The 24,000-nt window shown below is 58.1% G+C and carries 24 protein-coding genes; 9 read left to right on the forward strand and 15 right to left on the reverse strand.

The annotated features are described in order from the left end of the window. Positions 1 to 15 precede the first annotated feature (15 nt). Entirely contained in the window at positions 16 to 489 is a 474-nt protein-coding gene (locus tag ACR0EN_RS14160; RefSeq protein ID WP_170395661.1) for a YHS domain-containing (seleno)protein, read from the forward strand. Positions 490 to 750: 261 nt separating this feature from the next. Further along, on the forward strand, positions 751 to 1,284 hold the full coding sequence (locus tag ACR0EN_RS14165; RefSeq protein ID WP_480587316.1) for an outer membrane protein: 534 nt from the start codon (positions 751 to 753) through the stop codon (positions 1,282 to 1,284). Between the two features lie 41 nt (positions 1,285 to 1,325). Here ACR0EN_RS14165 and ACR0EN_RS14170 read toward each other — a convergent pair whose 3' ends face one another. After that, a complete protein-coding gene (locus ACR0EN_RS14170) occupies positions 1,326 to 2,309 on the reverse strand; it encodes a quinone oxidoreductase family protein (RefSeq protein ID WP_170423639.1) in 984 nt (327 codons plus the stop codon). 214 nt (positions 2,310 to 2,523) lie between these two features. Between ACR0EN_RS14170 and ACR0EN_RS14175 the strand changes: the two genes are divergently transcribed. Continuing rightward, positions 2,524 to 3,381 carry a DUF2189 domain-containing protein gene (locus ACR0EN_RS14175; protein WP_170408392.1) on the forward strand — a complete coding sequence of 286 codons (858 nt, stop codon included), beginning with the start codon at positions 2,524 to 2,526 and terminating at the stop codon, positions 3,379 to 3,381. Between the two features lie 15 nt (positions 3,382 to 3,396). Here the strand turns inward: ACR0EN_RS14175 and ACR0EN_RS14180 are convergent, their stop codons facing one another. Continuing rightward, a complete protein-coding gene (locus ACR0EN_RS14180) occupies positions 3,397 to 4,383 on the reverse strand; it encodes an NAD(P)H-quinone oxidoreductase (RefSeq protein ID WP_480587319.1) in 987 nt (328 codons plus the stop codon). 72 nt (positions 4,384 to 4,455) lie between these two features. Then, positions 4,456 to 5,148: a COQ9 family protein gene (locus ACR0EN_RS14185; RefSeq protein ID WP_480587321.1), complete on the reverse strand. Its 693-nt coding sequence runs from the start codon at positions 5,146 to 5,148 to the stop codon at positions 4,456 to 4,458. A gap of 112 nt (positions 5,149 to 5,260) precedes the next feature. Here ACR0EN_RS14185 and rpsU point away from each other — a divergent pair, with 112 nt between their 5' ends. Together rpsU and ACR0EN_RS14195 are read left to right on the forward strand one after the other, a co-directional pair. Next, positions 5,261 to 5,467, forward strand: coding sequence for a 30S ribosomal protein S21 (gene rpsU / locus ACR0EN_RS14190; protein WP_005614280.1), 207 nt, complete (start codon positions 5,261 to 5,263; stop codon positions 5,465 to 5,467). Between the two features lie 296 nt (positions 5,468 to 5,763). Beyond that, positions 5,764 to 6,960: a CAP domain-containing protein gene (locus ACR0EN_RS14195; RefSeq protein WP_170818567.1), complete on the forward strand. Its 1,197-nt coding sequence runs from the start codon at positions 5,764 to 5,766 to the stop codon at positions 6,958 to 6,960. A 51-nt stretch (positions 6,961 to 7,011) separates the two neighbouring features. Here the strand turns inward: ACR0EN_RS14195 and ppk2 are convergent, their stop codons facing one another. Both ppk2 and ACR0EN_RS14205 read right to left on the reverse strand, forming a co-directional pair. Further along, complete coding sequence (gene ppk2 / locus ACR0EN_RS14200) at positions 7,012 to 7,929, reverse strand: polyphosphate kinase 2 (protein ID WP_480587324.1); 918 nt, start codon at positions 7,927 to 7,929, stop codon at positions 7,012 to 7,014. Between the two features lie 172 nt (positions 7,930 to 8,101). Continuing rightward, positions 8,102 to 8,560 (reverse strand): Lrp/AsnC family transcriptional regulator, encoded by a 459-nt coding sequence (locus tag ACR0EN_RS14205; RefSeq protein ID WP_480587327.1) that lies wholly within the window; start codon positions 8,558 to 8,560, stop codon positions 8,102 to 8,104. Between the two features lie 135 nt (positions 8,561 to 8,695). On the opposite strand from ACR0EN_RS14205, the gene ald reads away from it, so the two are divergent. Continuing rightward, the gene (ald, locus tag ACR0EN_RS14210; RefSeq protein ID WP_170597235.1) at positions 8,696 to 9,811 is read left to right on the forward strand and encodes an alanine dehydrogenase; all 1,116 of its coding nucleotides are present in this window, start codon (positions 8,696 to 8,698) and stop codon (positions 9,809 to 9,811) included. 187 nt (positions 9,812 to 9,998) lie between these two features. Here the strand turns inward: ald and ACR0EN_RS14215 are convergent, their stop codons facing one another. After that, positions 9,999 to 10,805, reverse strand: coding sequence for a mechanosensitive ion channel family protein (locus ACR0EN_RS14215; RefSeq protein ID WP_170423629.1), 807 nt, complete (start codon positions 10,803 to 10,805; stop codon positions 9,999 to 10,001). A 223-nt stretch (positions 10,806 to 11,028) separates the two neighbouring features. On the opposite strand from ACR0EN_RS14215, the gene ACR0EN_RS14220 reads away from it, so the two are divergent. Continuing rightward, positions 11,029 to 11,727, forward strand: a complete 699-nt coding sequence (locus tag ACR0EN_RS14220) for a glutathione S-transferase N-terminal domain-containing protein (RefSeq protein WP_170423627.1) — start codon at positions 11,029 to 11,031, stop codon at positions 11,725 to 11,727. A gap of 51 nt (positions 11,728 to 11,778) precedes the next feature. Here the strand turns inward: ACR0EN_RS14220 and ACR0EN_RS14225 are convergent, their stop codons facing one another. The 9 genes from ACR0EN_RS14225 to ACR0EN_RS14265 form a co-directional block, all read right to left on the reverse strand. Further along, positions 11,779 to 12,225, reverse strand: a complete 447-nt coding sequence (locus ACR0EN_RS14225; protein ID WP_170423625.1) for a YtoQ family protein — start codon at positions 12,223 to 12,225, stop codon at positions 11,779 to 11,781. An 80-nt stretch (positions 12,226 to 12,305) separates the two neighbouring features. Then, a complete protein-coding gene (pheT, locus tag ACR0EN_RS14230; RefSeq protein ID WP_480587330.1) occupies positions 12,306 to 14,702 on the reverse strand; it encodes a phenylalanine--tRNA ligase subunit beta in 2,397 nt (798 codons plus the stop codon). 78 nt (positions 14,703 to 14,780) lie between these two features. Beyond that, on the reverse strand, positions 14,781 to 15,584 hold the full coding sequence (locus ACR0EN_RS14235; RefSeq protein ID WP_170818565.1) for an alpha/beta hydrolase family protein: 804 nt from the start codon (positions 15,582 to 15,584) through the stop codon (positions 14,781 to 14,783). 265 nt (positions 15,585 to 15,849) lie between these two features. Next, entirely contained in the window at positions 15,850 to 16,362 is a 513-nt protein-coding gene (locus ACR0EN_RS14240; RefSeq protein ID WP_170818564.1) for a hypothetical protein, read from the reverse strand. Continuing rightward, complete coding sequence (gene pheS, locus ACR0EN_RS14245) at positions 16,359 to 17,432, reverse strand: phenylalanine--tRNA ligase subunit alpha (RefSeq protein ID WP_010443591.1); 1,074 nt, start codon at positions 17,430 to 17,432, stop codon at positions 16,359 to 16,361. The genes ACR0EN_RS14240 and pheS overlap by 4 nt, the downstream gene beginning before the upstream one ends. A gap of 70 nt (positions 17,433 to 17,502) precedes the next feature. Continuing rightward, positions 17,503 to 18,873, reverse strand: coding sequence for a glutamate--cysteine ligase (locus tag ACR0EN_RS14250; protein ID WP_170818563.1), 1,371 nt, complete (start codon positions 18,871 to 18,873; stop codon positions 17,503 to 17,505). Between the two features lie 66 nt (positions 18,874 to 18,939). After that, on the reverse strand, positions 18,940 to 19,467 hold the full coding sequence (locus ACR0EN_RS14255) for a hypothetical protein (RefSeq protein WP_170818562.1): 528 nt from the start codon (positions 19,465 to 19,467) through the stop codon (positions 18,940 to 18,942). Further along, on the reverse strand, positions 19,464 to 20,312 hold the full coding sequence (locus tag ACR0EN_RS14260; RefSeq protein ID WP_170423615.1) for a GNAT family N-acetyltransferase: 849 nt from the start codon (positions 20,310 to 20,312) through the stop codon (positions 19,464 to 19,466). Before ACR0EN_RS14260 ends, ACR0EN_RS14255 begins: the two co-directional genes overlap by 4 nt. Then, entirely contained in the window at positions 20,309 to 21,034 is a 726-nt protein-coding gene (locus tag ACR0EN_RS14265; RefSeq protein ID WP_170423613.1) for a 16S rRNA (uracil(1498)-N(3))-methyltransferase, read from the reverse strand. The genes ACR0EN_RS14260 and ACR0EN_RS14265 overlap by 4 nt, the downstream gene beginning before the upstream one ends. Positions 21,035 to 21,046: 12 nt before the next feature. On the opposite strand from ACR0EN_RS14265, the gene ubiA reads away from it, so the two are divergent. Continuing rightward, entirely contained in the window at positions 21,047 to 22,009 is a 963-nt protein-coding gene (ubiA, locus tag ACR0EN_RS14270) for a 4-hydroxybenzoate octaprenyltransferase (protein WP_170818561.1), read from the forward strand. Between the two features lie 67 nt (positions 22,010 to 22,076). Further along, positions 22,077 to 23,999: an OmpA family protein gene (locus ACR0EN_RS14275; RefSeq protein WP_480587334.1), complete on the forward strand. Its 1,923-nt coding sequence runs from the start codon at positions 22,077 to 22,079 to the stop codon at positions 23,997 to 23,999. Position 24,000 lies beyond the last annotated feature (1 nt).

Consider the following 24,000-nt stretch of genomic DNA (forward strand, 5'->3'; position numbering starts at 1 on the left):
ACGAAAGGTGAAGTCATGAACACGTTCAAATCCATCATCAGCGGAGTCGCGCTGTCTGTTGCGATCGCAAGCTCAGCAATGGCGGCTGGCGTCGAAATCAACGCAAGCTCGACCGGATTGGCAATGCAGGGCTATGACCCGGTTGCCTATTTCACCGTTGGCGAAGCAACCAAGGGTGATTACAAAATCACCACGCTGCACAACGACGCCCTGTACCGTTTTGCATCGGAAGAGAACAAAGCCGCTTTTGAGGCGAACCCAGAGGCCTATCTGCCTGCTTACGGCGGCTATTGCGCATTTGGCACCGCAATGGGCTTCAAGTTCGATGGTGACCCGAACTACTGGAAAATCGTCGACAACAAGCTGTATCTGAACCTGTCACAAGACATTCAGGAGCGTTGGGAAGGCGACATTCCGGGCTTTGTTGAGAAAGCCAGCGCGAACTGGGAAGACATCGCCGACAAAGACCCGGCTGAACTACAGCAATAATTCGCTGACAAGACCTTTGTGCATCGGCGGCAGATCGTATCTGCCGCCGATCTTCGTTTGAAGGCATCATGTTTCACCCTATCTAGCATGTGAGAAAAGAGCCCAACCTGAGTGGGCCCACGCCGGGGCTCCGGCCAGAATAAAGTTGTTCGGGACAGTCAAAACATCACTGATCCGGCCTAAGGGCCGGAACGTAGATTCAATCATAACGCTGCCATTAGATTTGATTGGCAGCAGGTTTCGAGCGAAAGGAATGAGACGATGACAGGAAGATTGGCACTGATCACCTCGGTCGCCGTATTGGCTGCGGGATCCGCCATGGCGCAATCCTCAGGCAACTGGACTGGATTCTACGGCGGTGCACAGTTTGGTTATGCGGACATCGACACAAACGTATCAGGCGTCGACGGCGATCGTGCGATCGGCGGTATCATCCTTGGATATGATTACGATCTGGGCGATTGGGTCGTCGGAGGTGGCTTCGACTATGACTGGAGCGACGTAGACCTTTCCGGCGCCGCCACGGTCGAGAATGTCTGGCGGCTCAAAGCGCGCGCGGGCTACAAGGTGAACCCGCAGGGCCTGCTTTATGGCACCGCCGGTTATGCCGATGCGGATACCGATAATCTGGGCAGTGACGATGGCTGGTTCATCGGCGCAGGCTATGAGCAGATCGTAGCCCCCAATATCAGCGTTGGAGGCGAGATTCTGTATCATGAGTTCGACGACTTCAACTCATCGGGCGTCGATGTTGACGCAACTACAGTTCAACTGCGCGTCGCATATCGGTTTTGATGAGAAGGTAGGGCCCGGCTATTTGCGCCGGGCCCGTGCCGCTAGGGCACCAAGACTGTGCTGCCGGTGGTTTGTCGTGCTTCCAAAGCACGATGCGCATCAGCAACTTGATCCAACGGAAACTCCTGATCGACATGGATCTTGACCTCGCGCCCGTCCACTTTGCCAAACAAGCGTCGCGCCATCGCCTGACAGGTGGCGTGATCCGAGATATGCGTGAACAAGGTTGGCCGCGTCACCTTCAGAGATCCCCGCTGCGCAAGCATTCCCAGATCGACAGGCGGCACTGGCCCCGAAGCGTTTCCGAATGAGATCATCATGCCCAAGGGTTTCAGGCAATCTAGCGATCCCTCAAACGTGTCCGCACCGATGGAGTCCATCACCACATCAACCCCTTTGCCTCCGGTGATCTCGGCCACACGCTCGACAAAATTCTCGGTCCGGTAGTTGATGCAATGTGACGCGCCATTGAATTGCGCCAGGCTGCATTTCTCATCCGTTCCCGCTGTCCCGATCAGTTTGATGCCTTCGGATTTCGCCCATTGGCAGGCGATCAGTCCCACACCTCCGGCTGCCGCGTGGAACAACACAGTATCTCCGCGCCGCAGCGGCGTTGTGCGGTGAAACAGGTATTCAACCGTCATGCCCTTTAGCATCATGGCCGCTGCGGTGCGGAACGAGATACTCTCGGGCAGCGGACAAACCTGTGCTGCAGGCATCACGCGCGCTTCGGAATATGCTCCCGATGGGCCTGCGGCATAGGCCGCGCGTTGGCCGGGGGCAAGATGCGTAACGCCTTCGCCTACCGCCTCAACGACTCCGGCCGCTTCCATTCCCAACGCATGAGGCAACTCCAGCGGATAAAGGCCGGTACGCTGGTACACATCGATGAAATTCAATCCGCAGGCATGATGGCGAATGCGCACCTCACCCGGGCCGGGATCGCCAAGCGGGCGATCCTCAATCCGAAGAACCTCGGGGCCGCCGGATTCGTGTATGACGACTGTGCGTGCTGTCTGCTGCATGAATGCCTCCCTTGCCTGTGGAAACAAAGCTAACACGCCTGTGCGGCAGAGCAATCCTTCCGGCTCTGCAAGGGTGATCGGGCAAAATTTCGCAATATGTGCTATAATGCAACGAGACGTTGTAATTGGGCAGACGTTGCCGGCTGATCCGGTCACGCGAATTGCCACGCCGGATGCATCCCGCGGCGCACCCACGCCAGAAAAGGGGATGAACATGGACAAGACAATCGGTAACCCAATCACCTGGGTCGCCCGAAATCTGCGGGCAACCAGCGATCATGTCACTGAATCCGTGACCGAGATCGGCAGCGCGGATGTTCAGGCTCTGCCTACGGTGCATACGCTGACCCTGCAGGATCTGCGCGAATGCCTGAAAGCTGGATATAACGATTTTCTCGAAACCCGGGCCGATGCGATCTTTGTCGTTCTGATCTATCCAATCGCAGGTCTGCTGATGTTCGGTATTGGGCTCAACAAAGACATGGTGCCCCTGCTGGCCCCGCTTGTCATGGGCTTTGCCCTGATCGGGCCGGTCGCCGCCGTCGGGCTTTATGAGATCAGTCGCAAGAGGGAACAGGGCGGAGACGTTCATTGGCTAGACGCGTTCGGCGTGTTCCGCTCACCTTCCTTCGGAGCCATACTGGCATTGGGCTTCTATCTGGTCATGCTATTGATGATCTGGCTGATGGTCGCGCAAGGCATCTATGCGCAAACCCTAGGGCCAGAACCTCCGGCCTCGGCCATGGCATTCGTGACAGAAGTGTTCACCACCGGAGCAGGCTGGAGCATGATCATCATCGGCACCGCCACCGGTTTCCTGTTTGCACTGGTCGCATTGGCGCTAAGCGTGGTCAGCTTTCCGCTGTTGCTGGATCGTAAAGTGGGCGTTCCCGTGGCCGTCGTAACCTCGGTCCGGGTCTTGCGTCAGAATCCGGGTGTGATCTTGACCTGGGGGGCCATCGTGGCGGCGATGTTGGTACTGGGCGCGATCCCGATGTTGCTGGGGCTGATCGTCGTCATGCCCGTTCTAGGCCACGCCACATGGCACCTGTATCGCCGGGCGGTCGCCTGACTACATGGCAGCAGCTTAACCAGAGACCTTCAGAACGATCTTGCCAATGTGGCCCGATGCTTCCATCCGCGCATGTGCAGCGGCGGCATCAGAAAGATCGAATTCTGAATCCATCACCGGTGCGACCTTCCCGGCCTCAAGCAATGGCCACACGGCTTCACGCAAGTCTTGCGCGATTCGCGCCTTGGCCAAATCGCTTTGTGGGCGCAAGGTGCTGCCAGTCAGGGTGAGGCGTTTCACCATCATCAGCGCAAAGTTCAGTTCGACCACCGGACCTTGCAGGAAAGCGATCTGAACCAGCCGCCCGTCTTCCGCCAAAGCCTTGATGTTGCGCGGGATATAATCACCACCGACCATGTCCAGAATCAGGTTCGCCCCGCCCTCGGCGCGCATCGCAGCCACGAAATCTTCGTCGCGATAGTTGATCGCCTTTTCGGCACCTAGCTTGATACAAGCCTCACATTTCTCAGCCGACCCGGCGGTTGCAAAGACGCGAGCGCCAAACGCATTGGCCAGCTGAATGGCCGTCGTGCCGATCCCGCTGGAACCGCCATGGACCAGAAACCGCTCGCCCGGTTTCAAGCCGCCACGGGTGAAGACATTGGACCAAACAGTAAAGAAGGTTTCGGGCAGGCAGGCAGCTTCTTTCAAACCCATACCCGCAGGCACAGGCAGGCAATGAGCGGCGGGCGTTGCGACATATTCAGCATAACCGCCGCCGGGCAACAGGGCGCAAACCCGATCGCCAACGACCAGACCTTCGACACCCGAGCCGATGGCGATGACCTCGCCCGAGGCCTCTAGCCCCGGCAAATCGCTTGCACCGCGAGGTGGATCATACGCCCCTGCCCGCTGCAGCGCATCAGGACGGTTTACCCCGGCGTACGCGACTTTCAGAACCACCTGACCCTCTGCTGGTTCCGGCATCGGGCGTTCCGTCAGTTGCAGAACGTCCGGGCCACCAGCTACAGTGATCTCGACAGCGCGCATTGTCTGGGTCATGGGCATATCTCCTTTGCCCAATGCCTAGCAGGCGAAAACGAATAGGCCCAGCGGCAAGTGGAAACGCTGCGACTATTTTCCCGATGACAGCGAACCGGGCAGGTTGTCAGGCAACTTCGTCGGAGCCTTCACCTGACCCGCAAGCCAGTTGGGGACGGCCAGAAACGGTTTCAGCAGCGGGTTGCCATTCACCTGCGCCTTGAACTTTTCAAACTGCATTACGCCCTCGATCCGCCGATCCAGGAATTCCCATGTCGCCTGATAATCCGGGCTGTCATCACCCAGCCAATACAACAGTGTCGAAGAATAGACGCCCGACAGAGTGGCACGTTTGGTGTACCAGTTCACGTCGTCCGAAGTATCGCCAAGCGCTGTCCAGATCTGGTCACAGGTGCCCCAGACCGCCTTGGCCCCATCCGCGGTATGGATCGGCAACGCGAACAAAGTCATACCTCGGCGTACTGCTTCTTTGTCTTCGACCGCCTGCAGGCGGAAACGGACGGCGGCGGCGATCTTTTCACGGAATTTCAGCCCGCTCAGGTCTTCGGATTTCAACCGCTCCAACATCGCGGCATCCCCGCGCGCATGAAAGGACAGTGCCAGATCGACGGCACCACGCGGACAGATCGCTCGGGCCAGCGCGGGCTCCAGATCGCAATCGCTGATGGCCGCACGAAAGCTTGTTTCCGACCAGCCGTCGAACGGCACATGGTTCAGAATCGCATCGAGAAGCTGCTCTTTGGTGTCTTCATAGGTTGCTGTCATGTCGGGTCTCCGAGGCTGCGGGTCCAGTACTAGACAAGTTAGGCGTGCTTTGCTATACGGCCACTTCCTGCAATTTCCTTGCAACTCTATCTAGAAAGGTGGTGACAACCACATGCAGGTTAGTGTTCGCGACAATAACGTCGATCAGGCGCTTCGTGCCCTGAAGAAAAAGCTGCAGCGCGAAGGCGTGTTCCGTGAAATGAAGCTGAAGCAACATTTCGAGAAACCGTCCGAGAAAAAAGCGCGCGAGAAAGCTGAAGCGATCCGCCGTGCCCGTAAACTGGCACGTAAGAAAGCACAGCGCGAAGGTTTGCTCTAAGAGCTTCCTGCGACTCGTCCAGCTTTGGATGACACTATTTGACGACCCCCGAGGCCCTGCCCGGGGGTTTGTCGTTTTTAGGGCGGATGATCCCGCCAATTCCCGGCTTTACCCTCGCGGCAACCTGCCGATTTTGATGCAATCGCCGCAGTCGGCATTTTACAGCGCAGCGAATCGCCGTTCGGTTGCATTCTGCCGCCGAAAAACGCCCATCGCCGTACCCGCCCTATTCAGCGTTCTTTGATCGTCTGTAAGTGAGGCCGTCCACTCAGACATAACCAAAAACGGAGGCACTGATGTCGACAGCAAGTACGGTCGAGCGCGAAATGCTCGCGCTGATCAACCAAGAGCGCACATCCCGCGGTCTTGATCCCCTGGAACTTGAACGCAACCTGAACGAATCTTCCGAGGACCACAGCAGCTGGATGCTGGACACCGACCGGTTCAGCCACACCGGTCAGGGTGGTTCATCCGCGACCCAACGGATGCAAGCCGCAGGGTTCGACCTGTCCGGGAGCTGGCGCACCGGAGAAAACATCGCCTGGCAATCCGAGCGTGGCGCACCCGGTATCAGCGATGATGTCGCCCAGTTGCACCAGAACCTGATGAATAGCCCCGGTCACCGCGCCAACATTCTGAACCCCGATTTCAAATATATCGGCATCGGGATCGAAGAAGGCGACATGCAGGGGTACGACGCTGTCATGGTGACGCAGAACTTTGCGGCGACTCAGGGCGATGTCGATCTTGATAACGGCGGCACCACCCCGCCGGTGACGCCTCCGGTTGAAGAAGTTGTTGAGCCAGAAGAGGAAGAGGTTACCACCCCGACCGAACCAGAAGTGCCGGAAACCGATGTGACCGAGACTGAGGAACCAGTTGACGAAACACCGGTAGCGGAAGTTCCCGATGCCGAAGAACCGGCAGAGGAGACCCCGGAGGAAGACGTCACCGAAACCGAAGAACCATCGGACGAAACACCCGACACCGATGTGACGGAAACCGAGCAACCGGCAGACGAAACGCCAGAAACTGACGTTACCGAGACCGAGGACCCGGTTGAGGAGACTCCGGAAACAGACGTGACCGAAACTGAAGAGCCGGAACCCGATGTGCCGGATACTGAAGTCGTCGAGGTCGAGGAACCCGAAACTCCGGAGACCGACGTCACCGAGGTCGAAGAACCCGAGCCAGAAACACCTGAAGTTGTCGTTGACAATGGTGCACCGGGCGCGGACTGCTTTGACGTTCAGACCTTCCTTGCCGGGATCGAAGCGTTTGTTAATGCGCTGCAAGCCCAATTTGACCAGTTCGAATGGTCTCCGGTGCAGCAGGCTGACACGACCCCGGAGATGGATGATTTCGATCTGGTGTTCGACACCGACTTCGCTGACGACATGATCGAAACCGTTGAAGCCACAGTCGAAGACATGAATGACGACATGTGCGGCGTGTATGTTTTCGAAACGAACTGCGGATTTGATTGGGGTTAATCAAACCGTTCAGGTGCGGGGATCCTTTTCCCGCACCACTTTCCTGCCAAATCAATATATCTTAGGCACGTGTAGCTCATCCGGCAAAATGCGCCGTTCGTATTCGGGGTTATAGCGCCGATCCGGCAGATTGACCTTTTCCTGCGGCACATCCTCATAGGGGATCTTGGTCAGCAGGTGCTCGATACAATTGAGCCGTTCGCGTTTCTTGTCGTTGCCTTCAACGATATACCAAGGCGCCTCAGATATGTTGGTGCGAAAGAACATATCCTCTTTGGCCTTGGTGTATGCCTCCCACCGGATGCGGGATTCCAGATCCATCGGTGACAGTTTCCACTGCTTCATCGGATCGTGAATACGCATCAGGAATCGCAATTGCTGTTCTTCGTCTGTAATCGAGAACCAGTATTTCAGCAGGATAATCCCCGACCGCACCAGCATCCGTTCGAATTCGGGAACGTCCTGAAAGAACTGTTCGACCTGATCCTCGTTGGCAAATCCCATCACGCGTTCAACACCAGCGCGGTTGTACCAGGACCGATCGAAGAACACGATCTCACCGGCCGCAGGCAAATGGGGCACGTAGCGCTGAAAATACCACTGGCTTTGTTCGCGTCGGCTGGGTGCAGGCAAGGCGACCACACGCGCTACACGAGGGTTCAAACGCTGCGTGATCCGCTTGATCACACCCCCTTTCCCGGCGCTGTCGCGCCCTTCAAATAGAATACAGACCTTGGCCCCTGTATGGACCACCCAATCCTGAACTTTGATAAGTTCAGCCTGCAGCCGCAAAAGGTTGCGAAAATAGACCTTGCGATCCAGCATGTCAGGATGCTGGTCCTTGTAAATCTTGCGCACTTCCATCGAAAGCATGGGTTCGCTGAATTCGATCTCGAAATCTTCGTCCAGCGTGTCTTCCAGTTCAGCTTCCAGCCAATCTTTCGGCGTGCTGTTGTTTTCGTAAGCCAAGGTCTGCTCCTTATTGTTCATCGGGTTAGGACCGTACACGGCCAGTGTAACCACGGAGTGTCAGCGCAAAGTGCCGAGGTCGTACATAAGGTCGGAAACATGGATTTTGGCCCGACCGCACGACAGATACAAGCGGCAGAATTGACGCAAGGCTAACCCCCAATAGTTGGTTTCAGACAGGCAAAGCCGTGGTTTTGAACACCGTGCGCAAAGCAAATGAGCTTTGCATCTGCGCCACCCCAGGCAAGCGCGACAGGTATTGCCGATGAATGCGAGCAAAATCCTCGGTATTTTCTGCGACGACCTTTAGAATGTAGTCCGCCGTGCCCGCCATCAAATGGCATTCCAGCACATCCGGAATCCGTGCTACGGCTTTTTCAAACGACTCCAGCACTTCTTCCGCCTGACCCTGCAACGTGATCTCGACAAACACAGTGGTTGGAACGTTCAACTTCCGTGCATCCAACAGGGCGACGTAGTCCTTGATATAACCCTCAGCCTCAAGTCGCTGCACGCGCCGGTGGCAGGCCGAAGGGGATAGATTCGCCTGTTCGGACAATTCCGAATTTGACATCCGCCCTTTGCGCTGCAGGGCTGCCAGAATCTTCCGATCTGTTGCGTCAATCGTCATTTGCGCACATCCATTGCGTCAAGTTGTCTATACGCTGAATATTTTCCCGCAGATTGTGTGTTTAGCAAGTGGGGTTTCACAAAAATTGCGCCAATTTATGCCCATAATTTAGGCAGTTTATGAATGGAGTCTCACATGAAAATCGGCTGCCCAAAGGAAATCAAACCTCAGGAATTCCGCGTCGGGATGACCCCGAACGCTGCTGGCGAAGCTGTGGCCCGCGGTCACGAAGTCATTATCGAAACCGGTGCCGGGATGGGCTCGGGCTTTGATAACGACGCTTATGTAGCGGCAGGTGCCCGCATCGTCGACACTGCAGAAGAAGTGTTCGCCACGGCTGATATGATCGTCAAGGTCAAGGAACCTCAGGCGGTCGAGCGTAAAATGCTGCGCGAAGGTCAGTTGCTGTTCACCTATCTGCACCTGGCACCCGATCCAGACCAGACCCACGATCTGCTGGAATCCGGCTGCACCGCGATTGCCTATGAGACCGTGACTGACTCCAATGGCGGCCTGCCGCTGCTGGCGCCGATGTCCGAGGTTGCCGGTCGCTTGGCTCCACAAGTTGGATCCTGGACTCTGCAGAAGGCCAACGGTGGCCGCGGCGTTCTGATGGGTGGTGTTCCGGGTGTAGGCCCTGCCAAAGTGATCGTCATCGGCGGAGGCGTCGTAGGCACCCACGCAGCGAAGATTGCCGCAGGCATGGGTGCGGATGTGACCGTACTGGACCGTTCGCTGCCGCGTCTCCGCTATCTGGACGATGTGTTCGGCGGAACCTTCAAGAACCAGTATTCAACCGCTGGTGCGACAGCCGAGCTGATCCAGGATGCCGACCTGGTCATCGGTGCGGTTCTGATCCCGGGCGCAGCTGCTCCCAAACTGATCTCGCGCGAACAGCTGTCGACCATGAAGCCCGGCGCGGCTCTGGTAGACGTTGCGATCGATCAGGGCGGCTGTTTTGAAACCTCGAAAGCCACCACCCACGCCGATCCGGTTTACGAAGTTGACGGCATCATGCACTACTGCGTCGCCAACATGCCCGGTGCGGTTGCCCGGACTTCGACCATCGCACTGGGCAACGCAACCATGCCGTTCATGCTTTCGCTGGCAAGCAAGGGCTGGAAGCAGGCCTGTAAGGACGACGCACACCTGCTGGCAGGTTTGAACGTCCACGCCGGCAAGCTGACTTACGAAGCGGTGGGCACCGCCCTTAACATCGACTCTGTCGATCCAACAACTCTGTTGAACTAAGAGCGCTCCCGCCTCTGAAAGCGTCCTTTTCCAAAGGACGCTTTACAGACTTGGGCCTAGCGCCGCGCCAATAGCGCGGCGCTGTTTTTTCTGGACCAAGGTACGCGCAAAAAAGCACCGCGCCTTAGCGCGGTGCCCGGCCCAACCAGAGGATGGCATTTCAATGCCCGATCGACGGGCGGGAGGCTTACGCCTCTTTGTGAATCTCCACAGAATGCGGATACGGGATGGATACGCCTTTGGCGTCAAACGCTTCTTTGATCGCTTTGGTAAGTTCAAACTTCACATCCCAATAGTCAGCCGCTGCGCACCACAGGCGCGCGGTCAGATCAACCGAACTATCCCCAAGATTTGTCACCCGCACCCAGGGCTCAGGATCAGCCATGATACGATCGTCAGCTTTGGCCACATCCAGGATGATGTTCATAGCCTCATCCGCGCTATCGCCGTAGTCGATGCCAAACACCAGATCGACCCGGCGGGTGTCATGGGCGGAATAGTTGGTGATCACCGAACCCCAAGCCTGACCGTTTGGCACGATGATCTGCACGTTGTCCGGCGTCACCAGCTCGGTCGTGAACAGGTTCAGGTCTTTCACAGTACCCGCTGTGCCACCAATATCGACATATTGGCCCAGCTTATAGGGCCGGAACACCACCAGCATCACGCCCGCGGCCAGATCGCTGAGTGTTCCCTGCAGCGCCAAACCGATGGCCAGGGATGCGGCACCCAGAATGGCCACGATGCTGGTCGCCTCGATTCCGAAAATGCCCAGAACGGCGACAAAGACAATCGCCAGCAGCACCCATTTCACGAGGCTCGCAACGAAATTCCCCAAAGTCGGGTCGATATGTGGCGTGGCGTTGATCCGCCGCCGCACCAGACCGCTAATGGCTCCGGCAACGATCCAACCCAATACCAGAACGATCAACGCTTTGATCGCGCTCATGATCAGCGGACCAAATGCGCCCACCTGTGTTACGACATCTTCCACACGCTTCTCCTTTGCGCCAACAGCAAACCCGCGCCTTTTGGCGCGGGATCGCTGAAAAGTCTGGGCTAATTTTGCGCGCAGGTCTAGGTGCGGGATTTCCGAGTTTTCCCCCCTGCTGTTCCCCAGCAAACATCGACTGACCGATCACGCACAGAATTGGACCTTACAAAAGCGCCACAAATTACCAGATTGACCGAGACAGGCGCGATAAAAGGAGCCCATCATGCTGGACACAATCCAATTCCCGATCATGAATAAATGGTCCCCACAGTTCCCCGAGCGGATTCAGCTTTATTCCTTCCCCACACCCAACGGGGTAAAGGCGTCGATCATGCTGGAAGAAACCGGCCTGCCTTATGAGGCACATCGTGTCACACTGGCCGATGCAGATGTCAAAAGCCCGGAATTTCTTTCGCTGAACCCGAACAACAAGATCCCGGCAATCATTGATCCCAACGGGCCCGACGATGCTCCGTTGGCTTTGTTCGAAAGCGGTGCAATCCTTCTGTACCTCGCTGAAAAGAGCGGTAAGCTGCTGGGTCAGAACAAAGGCGACAAGCACCGGGTCACCCAATGGGTTATGTTTCAGATGGGCGGTATCGGACCAATGTTTGGCCAGCTTGGGTATTTCCACAAATTCGCAGGGGCTGAAATCGAAGACCCCCGCCCGCGCGAACGCTACGTGTCCGAGGCCAAACGCCTGCTGAACGTTCTCGACCGGCAACTGGACGGCCAAGATTGGATCGCCGGAGAATTCTCGATCGCCGATATCGCAATCGCGCCCTGGCTGCGCGGTTTAGATTATTACGGCGTCAAGGATGTCATAGGCTGGGAAAGCTATGGCAACGTTACGCGCTATCTGGACAGGTTCCTGGATCGACCCGCAGTGCAAAGAGGACTGAACATCCCCTCACGGGATTGATACACAAGGCCTGTGCGGCGGGATCCAAATCCGCCGCCACGGGCCATCGGGTTACCCAGGCAGCGCGCCTGTTAGAACGTAGCGCAAGATCTCAACAACTTGCGCGGGTTCTTCAGCGACGGCGAGGGCTGCTGCATCTACTTCTTTCAGCGCGTGCTGATGATCAGCCCCGTGCAGAACAATGATCGACTTGCCCAGTGCTGCCGCATAGCCCGCGTCAAATGCCGCGTTCCACTGCTTGTATTTGTCCCCAAAGCGTACAACCACAACATCCGCGTCTGATATGCCCTTGCGGGTCCGGATCGCGTTGACCATGGCACCCTTGTGATCATGCCAGTACTTGTTCGGCTCGGCCCCCAAGATCGTGACACCGCAATCGTCCGAAGCACCGTGATCGGTGACCGGGCTACTGAACTCAACATCCAACCCATCGGCGCCCGCAATGATCTGCTCGCGCCAATCCGTGTGAATCTCACCGGACAAATAGACCTTAAGCATTTTTCTCTCCTCCCGTGAAAAAGGGGCGCAATGGCCCCTTTATCATTTCAAAAATACTCCCGCCGGAGGCGAAAACCAACTCATCCCCGCAAGACGCCGCCAGTGGCTTTCACCACTTTTTCGACAATCTTGGTGCTGACCGCCTCGATATCCTTTTCCTTCAGGGTCGCGTCCGACGGCTGAAGCCTTACGGTAATGGCCAGAGACTTCTTGCCCTCGCCGACGCTACCGCCAATGAATTCGTCAAAGACGCGCACGTCCTCGATCAGAGCCTTATCAGCACCCGCAGCCGCATTGACCAACGTCAGAGCTTCGATATCCGCATTTACAACAAAGGCGAAATCGCGCTCGACCGCCTGCAGGTCGCGCAATTCCAAGGCAGAACGGGTCGCACCGGATTTACGTGGCATCGGCACCTGATCAGGCCAGATGGTGAACGCCATTGCCGGACCCTTGATATCCAACGCCTGCAACACGCGCGGATGCAATTCACCAAAAACGCCCAGAACCTTTTTGGGGCCCAGACAAATCTTGCCGTGCCGACCCGGGTGCCACCAGGCATCGCCGCCACGAAGGATCTGAACCTTGGCAGGCGCACCAATGGCGGCAAGCACCGCCTCTGCGTCGGCTTTGGCATCAAACAGGTCAACGGGACGGGAAGCACCATGCACGTCCTTGGGACCGCTACGCCCAACCAACAGGCCGGTAATCTGTGTCTGCTGATCCCCCGGCTCACCATCATGGAACACAGGTCCGACCTCAAACAAAGCCAGATCGGCATAACCCCGCGCCTGATTGCGCGCCGCCGCTTGCAGCAGACCAGGCAGCAGATCAGGGCGCATATGGCTCATCTCGGACGAGATCGGGTTTTCCAACATGGTTGCTGCGTCACCGCCGCCGAACAGCGCCGCCGAGGCCTGATCGATGAAGGTGTAAGACACACATTCATTATACCCCAGCGCTGCACAGGTCCGGCGCGCCATCGACTGGCGACGCTGCGTGGGTGTCATGACCGGTTTGGGGATACCTGCTGTCGTACGCGGCAGCGGAATACCCTGCAACTTGGTCAGAGAAGCGATCCGCGCAACCTCTTCCACCAGATCGGCCTCCCCCATGATATCGGGTCGCCAGCTGGGCACATGCGCCATCTCGCCATCCAGACGAAAGCCCAAACGGGTCAGTGTCTGCCGCTGCTCGCTTTCCGGAATCTCCATCCCGACCAAGGACTGCACGCGCGCCGCGTCCAGTTTGTAGGCCCGCGCGTGGTTCGGCGCTTTGCCCGCCTCGACCACATTCGAGGCTTCACCGCCGCAGATATCCAAGATCATCTGCGTCGCATGCTCCAACCCTTCGCGCGTGTATTCCGGGTCGACGCCGCGCTCGAATCGATACCGCGCGTCCGAGTTTATCTTCAGCGCCCGACCTGTGAGGGCGATCTGTACATGATCCCAGAACGCGCTTTCAAGGAAGACGTTCACAGTCTCCTCGGTACAACCGGTTTCCTCACCGCCCATGATACCCGCGATAGATTCCGGGCCTTTGTCGTCCGAAATCACCATCATGCCAGGCTGAAGGGAGTATTCTTTTTCATCAAGCGCGACCAGCTTTTCACCACCCTTGGCGCGATGCACCCGCAAATTGCCCTGCACCTTGTCCGCGTCGAACACGTGCAGCGGACGGTTGTGGTCGAAGGTCATATAATTGGTGATATCCACCAGAGCCGAGATCGGACGCAGACCAATCGCTTTCAGTTGATCCTGCAGCCACTGAGGGCTCGGGCCGTTCTTTACGCCACGGATCAGACGCCCGGTGAAATGCGGCGCGCCGTCCAGCGTATCCTCGTCGATCGACACTTTGATCGGGCTTTCGAAATCACCCGGCACCGGAGTGTAATCGCGCACTTTCAGCGTGCCCAACCCCCGCGCGGCCAAATCACGCGCAATACCCGCAACACCCAGCGCATCCGGGCGGTTCGGCGTGATCGCGATCTCGATCATCGGATCAACTTTTGACGGATCGTTCTCAGCCAACCAATCGACAAACCGATCACCGACCTCACCCGAGGGCAGCTCGATAATCCCGTCGTGTTCATCCGACAGCTCAAGCTCGCGCTCGGATGCCATCATGCCAAAGCTCTCGACGCCACGGATCTTGCCGACGCTGATGGTGATATCCAGGCCGGGAATATACATACCCGGTTTACAAACCACCACGGTGATGCCTTCGCGCGCATTGGGCGCGCCGCAAATGATCTGCAGATCGCCCTCGTCGGTTTCAACCGTGCAAACGCGCAACTTATCGGCGTCCGGGTGCTTCTCGGCATGTTTCACATGGCCCAGCGTAAAGCCCGCCAGACGGTCCGCCGGGTTGACGATCTCTTCGACCTCAAGCCCGAGATCGGTCAGCGCTTCGGCGATCTCATCAACCGACGCATCCGTATCGAGGTGGTCTTTCAGCCAGGACAGAGTGAATTTCATTGCAGCGGGCCTTTTTCGGCAAACATTCAGTCGGCACAGGCAATGGCAAAGATTGCGCCGAGGTGCAAGCGCTGCGGCTCACGGATAGGTGGGGGTGCGACCCAAAAGCTCGTCCAGCTGCCAGCCGATCCAGCCGTGGGGAATAAAGTGCCCGCCGGGATGGGTGTCCAGTGTCACCTGCCCTTGCGCGCAATCGGTCCACTCCAATCGGCTGAGCGTCAGGAAGGGCTTCACACTCCAATCTCCACGAGGGGTCGCGCCGTTGCAGTTGAACTTCGCCTTCCACAGAGCCACTGGATAGGTCGCGTCACCGTCCGGCCCAAAGGGAAAATCCATCACCGTATCGTCCAGCCCGTGCACATGACGCACCTCGCGTGGGGCTTCCGGGCAGTCCTCGGTCTGGCGGATTGATCCCGCAACGGCCAGCAGCGCAGCGATGTCATTTCCCGACTGGCAGACAAAGCGCCACGCCATCGCGCCGCCGTAGGAATAACCCGAGACATAGATGCGTTCAGGATCAATGGGATAGTGTTTGGCCACATCCTCCAACACCCGATCAGCGAACGGCACGTCTGCGGTATCGGCGGTCCAGAAGTTCCAGCTTTTGCGCAGCCCGTTCGGAGCCACCAACAACACATCGCGCAGCTTCGTCGCCCCGGCGATGCGTTCATGGTTCACCACCACATCGCCCTGCCGCGCCCAGCCGTGGAAATGCAACAGCACTGGCAGAGGCGTTTCGCCATCCCAACCATCAGGTTCCAGCACATGGTAAGAACGGTCGCCGATCTCACAGGCGGAATCGCCGTGGCAGTCAGATTTCCACGGCCCCATCGCAAAGGCGGGAGTCGCGGTCAGCAGAAGAAAAAACATTCGATAGATCATAAGCCGGAGCCTAGCGACGTCTGCCGCGCTGTCACATAACTTATTGGTGTAGGGTGGGGTTTCACCCCACCAACCGCCCCACGGCGGGGTGAAAACCCACCCTACACCGGATCAAATCACAAAGCAGCGCGATCGCCAGACCGTGGGGTGGCGATCAGAGGTTTGTGTTGGGCACTTTATGCCAGCCAATTCCGCGAAACATTCAAACGGAGCGCTTATGGAGACAAATTTTCAGCCCAAGCCAGCGTTTTCAACATATGACTGGTCACTCTAAATCTGCCCTCATGGCGGTGATAAGTTCATCAGTGGCGGCGTTGAGTTTGGCTATAAAATCTGTATCAACGCTGTTTTGAGCCTCAGTCTTATTCCGCCACTCTAGTGGGGTTAAAGACAATACATGTGCTCCATATTTCACATAAATGACTCTAAGTTCAAAAGCTCGTTCATATACTTCAATAGGTGCCAACAATCGTAGCTCCTCAAAGTAACGCTTAAGGTCTGAATTCCGCATTGATATTTTGGAATCTACAGGTCCTGAAGTAACTTCGTTCCATACCAACCCGCATTGGTGCAAGTACTCAGCATAAACCTTTCGGCGCTCATCACGGCGAAGCGCTTTTCTCTCGTCTTCAGACTTTCGATAGTAAATATAAATAGCCCCTGCCAATGCAATCAGAGGACCAAGATCGGTTATCAAATCACCAATCCACGCAACAAAACCAGGCACCCAATGAAAATCGCTTGCCAAGTTTTCTAGCGCAGTGGTTTTTTCCGTCACCTACTCAAACCACCATGCAGGTTCGGCATATCCAGCGCCGCGAACCCGTAGTGGCGCAGCCAACGCAGGTCAGAATCAAAGAACGCTCGCAAATCCGGAATGCCGTATTTCAGCATCGCCAGACGGTCGATGCCAATGCCGAAGGCAAAGCCCTGATAGACTTCGGGATCAATACCACCAGCGGCGATCACTTTGGGGTGGACCATGCCGGAACCGAGGATCTCCATCCAGTCGTCGCCCTCGCCGATCTTCAGCTGGCCGTTGTCCCAGGAACAGCGGATATCGACCTCGGCCGACGGCTCAGTGAAGGGGAAGTGCGAGGCGCGGAAGCGCAGCTCGACGTCGTCGACCTCGAAGAACGCTTTCACGAACTCTTCCAGAACCCATTTCAGGTTCGCCATCGAGATATCCTTGTCGATGGCCAGCCCCTCGACCTGATGGAACATCGGCGTGTGAGTCTGGTCATAGTCGGCGCGGTAGACACCGCCCGGGCAGATCACGCGGATCGGCGCGCCCTGCAGTTCCATCGAGCGGATCTGCACTGGCGAGGTATGGGTGCGCAGCACATGCGGCGGGCGATTGTCGCCCTCGGCGCGGTGCATGTAGAATGTGTCCATCTCGGCCCGCGCAGGGTGGTGGCCGGGGATGTTCAGAGCGTCAAAGTTGTGCCAGTCGGTCTCGATCCGCGGCCCTTCGGCCACCGAGAAACCCAGTTCGGCAAAGATCGCGGTCAGTTCCTCGGTCGCCTGGCTGACCGGGTGGATCGAGCCCTGACGACGTGCCCGGGTCGGTAGTGTTACGTCGAGCCACTCGGTGCGCAGACGCTCATCCAGCGCGGCGTCGGCAAGCGCGGCCTTTTTGGCAGAAAGCGCCGAGTTGATCTCATCCTTCAGGGCGTTCAGCGCGGGGCCTGCGACCTGACGTTCCTCGGGGGTCATCTTGCCTAGCTCGCGCATCTTCAGCGCGACCTCGCCTTTTTTGCCGACGGCGGCGACGCGGATCGCCTCAAGCGCGTTTTCATCGCCAGCTTCGGCGATTTGGCCCAGATATTTTGCCTTAAGATCGTCCATGACGCCCTCTGAATTTGGTCGCCAACCTGCTATCGGCCCCGCCCCGCGAATGCAAGCGGGACGGTAGGGATCAATAGCTGTATTCGGGATAAATCCGGGTCAGGTCGCCATTCCAGTCGCCATTGTAGTGATCCAGCAACTCATCTGCGGGCACCTTGCCCGTATCGATGCTGTCCTTGAGCGCGTTCAGGAAATGCGTTTCGTCCTGCACCAGACCACCCGCACCGGGGCGCGCGCGGGATGCAAGTCCGGCCTCTGCGATCGAGACCACTTCGCGCGCCAGATCATGCATGTTGATGTTGCCGACCTGCGCTTGCAGGCCATCCTTGGCAGCCTCAACCCGCAGCGCTTCGCGCGTCTCGGCATCCCAGCCTTTGACCAGATCCCAAGCGGCATCCAGTGCGGTTTGATCATAGGTCAGACCAACCCAGAAGGCAGGCAGCGCACAGAGCCTGCGCCATGGGCCACCATCGGCGCCGCGCATCTCCATGAATTTCTTGATCCGCGCTTCGGGAAATGCCGTGGTCAGGTGATCGGCCCAATCGGACAGAGTCGGCGTCTCACCGGGCAGCGCAGGCAGTTTGCCCTGCAGGAAGTCGCGGAACGACATGCCCAGCGCGTTGATATACTGGCCGTCGCGATAGACGAAATACATCGGTACATCGAGCGCATATTGTACATAGCGTTCGAACCCGAAGCCCTCTTCGAACACAAAGGGCAGCATGCCCGTCCGTGCATCGTCCAGATGCCGCCAGATATAACTGCGCCAGCTTTTCTGGCCGTTCACCTTGCCCTCGAAAAACGGAGAGTTCGCAAACAGCGCCGTCGCGACCGGCTGAAGGGCCAGCGCGACGCGCAGCTTCTGCACCATGTCGGCCTCGGACCCGAAGTCGATATTGACTTGAACGGTACAGGTACGACGCATCATGGCGCGACCCATGGTGCCGACTTCTTCCATATAGTCGTTCATCAGCCGGTAACGGCCTTTGGGCATCAACGGCATCTCATCATGGGTCCAAATCGGAGCCGCGCCCAGACCGATAAAGCCTACGCCGATCTCATCAGCAATGTCTTTCACCTCGCGCAGGTGGATGTTCACTTCATCGCAGGTCTCGTGGATCGTCTCCAGCGGAGCACCCGACAGCTCCAACGCGCCGCCCGGCTCCAAGCTGACATTCGCACCATCCTTCTCAAGCCCAATCAGATGCCCGGCCTCGCGCACTTCTGCCCAACCGTGACGGTCACGCAGTCCTTCCAGCACGGCCACGATGGACCGTTTGCCCTCAAACGGCAGCGGCTTCAGCGTGTCTTTGCAATAGCCGAACTTTTCGTGCTCGGTTCCGATGCGCCAATCATCCTTGGGCTTGCAGCCCGATTCCAGATATTCGGCCAATTGCTCGTGGCGTTCGATCGGTCCGCCGCCGGACTGGGGGATGGACATGTGACCCGTGCTCCGATCCTGATGTGTCTGTCTTCGGCTCAGTCCTGAGCGCAAACCGCGCGAGTGTCAATGCAGCCTAAGGTGGGCCGGGCGTGACGGCGTGCGTTCCCAGATCACCACCGGATGCGTCGCTCGACCGTTGAGTTCCGACAGCATTTGCTCGGTTTTCAGCCCCGGAAGCGCTGAGAAGACATCAAACAGCGCCTCGGCCCCTTCAGCGTTCACCGGAATGTGAAGGGTCGGCTGCCCCGGTTGGTCCAGAACCCAAAGCGCGGGGCGCGAGGTCGGGTCCAACGCCAACCGCTCAATCTCACGCGCAGCGACCATGCCGCCGTCGAGCGGGCCCAGATACGTGATCTGACCTTCGTCGATGGTCACAACCCCGGGACCGCCTGCACCATTGCGGAAACGCACCCGTTGCACCCCGATCACGGCCAGAGCAATCGAAACCACGATCAGCAACCACCCCAACCACGCCAGCAATCCACCAGGGCCGCTGATCCAGCTGAGGCCGAGGATCAGAACAAACCCTGCAACCAGCACTTCGCGCCAGCGCCACAGTGCCAGTTTGGCTTCGGGTCGAAAGAAACTCATGCCACGTCCTCCGGGTTTTTGAACAGGATCAGCGAGTATTGACCTGCAGGCTGGAACCCAATGGATATATAGGCACGCGCTGCCGCATCGGAAGCCGCAAAGAGGACAGCTCTGGAAACTCCCGCGTCGCGCGCCTCAACCAGATGCAGGGCAACAGCCAAACGCGCATAGCCTCGCCCTCGTAAATCGGGTGGTGTGTAGACACCGCCGATCTGCACCACTTCAGGCAAGCGAGCGTTGAAGCCGGTCATGCTGACCGGTAGGCCATTCTGCAGCAAAACTCGATGAGATTCTCGCTCGATATAGGTCTTGATGTCCTTCCCAGCCTGCGTCTGTGCGCGCACAGGATCAAAATCCATGGCTTCGATGAGGTAGCATTCTCGCCAGTCTTCAAGGACCGAACGGTCTACATCAGTAAGCGGCATGAGATCTGCCCCACTGAAATCCGGTATTTGAAGTCGATCCAGCGCCAGGGAAAACCCCGGCTCATCGCTGTTCAGGGTCGCGGGTCGCCCTTCCCAACCTGCCAACCGCATTATCCGACGGGCCTGCGTTGCCTCAGCCGCGATGCCGAACAGGGCCCGGCCTCGAATAAGGTCAATCGCTGCGGCAAGTTCGGTATCCGAACAGTCGGGACATTGCAGCAGGATCATGCCTTCATTTGTTATGGCAAAGACCGCACGCAACGGGCTGCCAAGCGTCCATGCATTCAACGACCGGGGATGCGTACCGCACAGGCCAAAATCCCGTAGATTGGCCAAAGGGAACATCGATGTTTGGATATGTTGGGACAAAAACGAGTCGATCCTGGACAGGTCCGTTTCCTGCGCCAATTGCCACGTCACGTCCAATCTCCCAACGCTTGCTGCCACATTGTCATCGCCGCAACGGCTGCTGTATCGGCGCGCAGGATGCGTGGGCCGAGGCTGACCACATGGGTAAATGGCAGCTCTGCCAACCGTTTGCGTTCGGGCCCGGAAAACCCGCCCTCGGGGCCGATCAGGATCGCCCACGGCTTGCCTTTCTCATTCTCTGCCAAGCGCAGGGCCGAGCCGGCTTCTGCCTCGTCACAGAACATCAATTGGCGATCATCGGGCCACGCGCCCAGGATACGATCCAATCGCTGGAGGTCAGCGACCTCAGGCACAAAAGTGCCGCCACATTGTTCGGCCGCCTCAATTGCGTGGGCCTGCAAGCGATCCTGTCGAATGCGCTCGGAGTTGGTGAATTCGGTCTGCACCGGTATGATCCGTGCGGCCCCCATTTCAGCTGCTTTTTCAACGATGAAATCGGTCCGCGCCTTCTTGATCGGTGCAAAGAGAAGCCACAGATCGGGCGGTAATTGCAGAGGTTTCGATTGCTCCACGCACGACAGAATACCGCCTCGTTTGCCCGCTTCTGCAACCTCTGCCTGCCACTCGCCATCGCTGCCATTGAACAGGGCGACCCGGCCCCCAACCGACAGGCGCATGACACCGAACAGATAATGCGCCTGTTCACGCGTCAAAGGAACCGATTGCCCCGGACCCAAAGGGTGCTCTACATACAGTCTGATCTTCGCATTCATGAGACCCTACATATGCAAGGCAATGCCCCAACACCAGACGGTCAAGTCGCCGATGCCGTAACCGGCAATTGGGTCGACACCCACGCCCCCGCCTTTGCCCGCCCTTACCTGCGGCTCAGCCGCGCAGACCGACCCATCGGCACATGGCTTCTGCTGATTCCCTGCTGGTGGGGTCTGGCCTTGGCCATCCTGAGCGACGGCGCACCACGATGGGAGGATCTTTGGATCGCAGTTGGTTGTGCCATTGGTGCGTTTTTGATGCGCGGCGCGGGCTGTACGTGGAATGACATTACTGATCGTGAGTTTGACGGGAAGGTCGAGCGTACAAGGTCGCGCCCGATTCCCTCAGGCCAAGTGAGTGTCCGTCAGGCTGCATTCTGGATGGTGCTGCAATGTCTGTTGTCCCTGGCCATCCTTCTGACCTTCAACCGGGCCGCGATTGCGATGGGGGTTCTGTCTTTGCTGCCTGTTACCATCTATCCCTATGCAAAACGTTTTACGTGGTGGCCGCAGATTTTTCTGGGGCTGGCCTTCAACTGGGGCGCATTGCTGGCCTGGGCTGCACATACCGGCACCGTGGGCTGGCCTGCGATCATGCTTTATCTGTCAGGAATCGCCTGGACTTTGTTCTACGACACGATCTACGCCCATCAGGATGCCGAAGATGACGAGCTGATCGGCATCAAGTCAACCGCACGGCTGTTTGGCACCGATACCGCCCGTTGGCTCAAGTATTTTCTGATTGGAACCGTCAGTCTAATGGCCTTTGCAATTATCGACGCGGCTTTGCCCGGGACATCGGTTCTTGCTTTGGCGGTCGCCCTTGGCGGGCCCTGGGCGATGGGGTGGCATCTGGCCTGGCAATTGCGGGGGCTGGACACGGAGGACAACGCCAAATTGCTGCAGCTTTTCCGGGCCAATCGTGACACCGGCTTGATTCCGCTGATCTTCCTCTGCGTCGCCCTTTTCCTCTGATTGCACCTCTGTGCTGCGCTCTGTATGAGTCCCGGAACCAACCGCCCGAGGAGTCTCGATTTCGCCCATGCGTCTGCCTTACGCCCTAGCTGTTGCGTTGATTTTCGCGGTGTCCGCCGTTCTATCGCTGGTGGTCGCTGGATTTGCGGTCAGCAAGATCGAAGACGCCTCGGAACTGGCCGTGCGAAAGGCCTTGAACTTGCAGGGGCATGATTGGGCCGAAGTCGAATCCGACGGCCTGCGTGTCGTTCTGACCGGCACGGCCCCGACTGAGGCGACCCGATTCAACGCCCTGATCGCTGCGGGCACCGAGGTCGACACCTCGCGCGTCATTGACGAGATGGAGGTTGCTCCCACCGCCGATCTGACACCGCCCCGCTTTTCTACCGAGATCCTGCGCAATGACAGCGGAATTTCGATTATCGGGCTAGTACCTGCGGCTCTGGATCGCGACGATCTGGTAGACAGGCTGCAACGCCTTGATCGGGACGCGTCAGTTTCGGACCTGATGGAAAGTGCCGACTATCCCAAGCCAGACGGATGGGATCAGGCAATCGACTATGCGATCGAAGCGCTCTCGGATTTGCCACGGGCCAAGATATCTGCCAGCCCAGGGTTGGTGCGTATCACGGCCATTGCCGATAGCCAGCAAGAGAAAGACCAGCTGGAACAAGACCTGAGCCGCGCCGCGCCACCAGGTCTGCGAATCGGCCTTTCGATTTCGGCACCTCGCCCGGTAATCACACCATTCACGCTGCGCTATCTGATAGATGAGGATGGCGGGCAGTTTGATGCGTGCTCGGCCCAGGATGAAGTTGCGCGCGACATCATCGTCGCTGCAGCACAAGAGGCCGGATTAACCGGCCCCTATTCCTGCACCATTGGGCTAGGCGTACCGTCTCCGCGTTGGGCGAATGCAGCGCAGCTCAGCATTCGTGCGCTATCCGAACTTGGTCAGGGTTCAGTTACTCTGTCGGATGCAGATATCACTCTAGTTGCCACACAAGGGACTAACCCTTTGGAGTTCGACCGCATCGTGGGAGAGCTCGAAAATACGCTGCCCGAGGTTTTCGCCTTGCATGTAGTTCTTCCCGAACCCGAACCGGATGACCCGACTGGGCCTATTGAATTCGTCGCAACACGTAGCCCTGAGGGTTTGGTTCAACTGCGTGGCCGTCTGAGTGACGAAACGCTGCGTGAAATGACCGACAGCTTTGCACGTGCCGCCTTTGGATCATTGCAGGTGCACACAGCCACCCGGATTGCACCGGACCTGCCCGCGGATTGGCCCATACGTGTCTTGGCCGGGCTGGAGGCACTGTCGCAACTGCACAATGGCGCCCTGACCGTTACGCCGGACAATGTAGCGCTGTCGGGCATCAGCCATGATCCCGACGCCAAGGCCCGGATCGCCGGCATGCTGTCGGACAAGCTGGGCGAGGCGCAGGATTACACCCTGTCAATCACCTATCAGGAGCCGCCCGCACCCGCCGACGCGCCGCCCGACCCTGAGGTCTGCGAAGAGCAGCTGGCCGAGGTTCAGGCCGCCAGCAAAATTGCGTTCGAACCGGGATCAGCCACCGTCGCAGCAGACTCGCGCGATGCCCTGAACCAGATCGCGGACATCCTGCGTGAATGTGGCCCCATCCGGTTGGAGATTCAGGGCCATACCGACAGTCAGGGCCGTGAAGAGATGAACCAGCAGCTCAGCCAGTCGCGCGCACAGTCGATCCTGAACGAATTGCGCGGACGGCGCGTGCCGACCTCAAGCTTTTCTGCGGTCGGGTATGGCGAGACGCAGCCCATCGCCGATAACGAAACCGAAGAAGGCCGCGAAGATAACCGCCGCATCGAGTTTCGCCTGATCCGTCCTGAACCCGTGGCCAACACCCTGACCGGGCTTGAGGCGATGGAAGCCGAGGCCGAATCTGAGGCCGAAATCGAGACACCTGAAACCGACGCACCGGATGCAGGCTCAGAGGACCAGTAAG

This window comes from Ruegeria sp. AB7, from assembly GCF_056542625.1.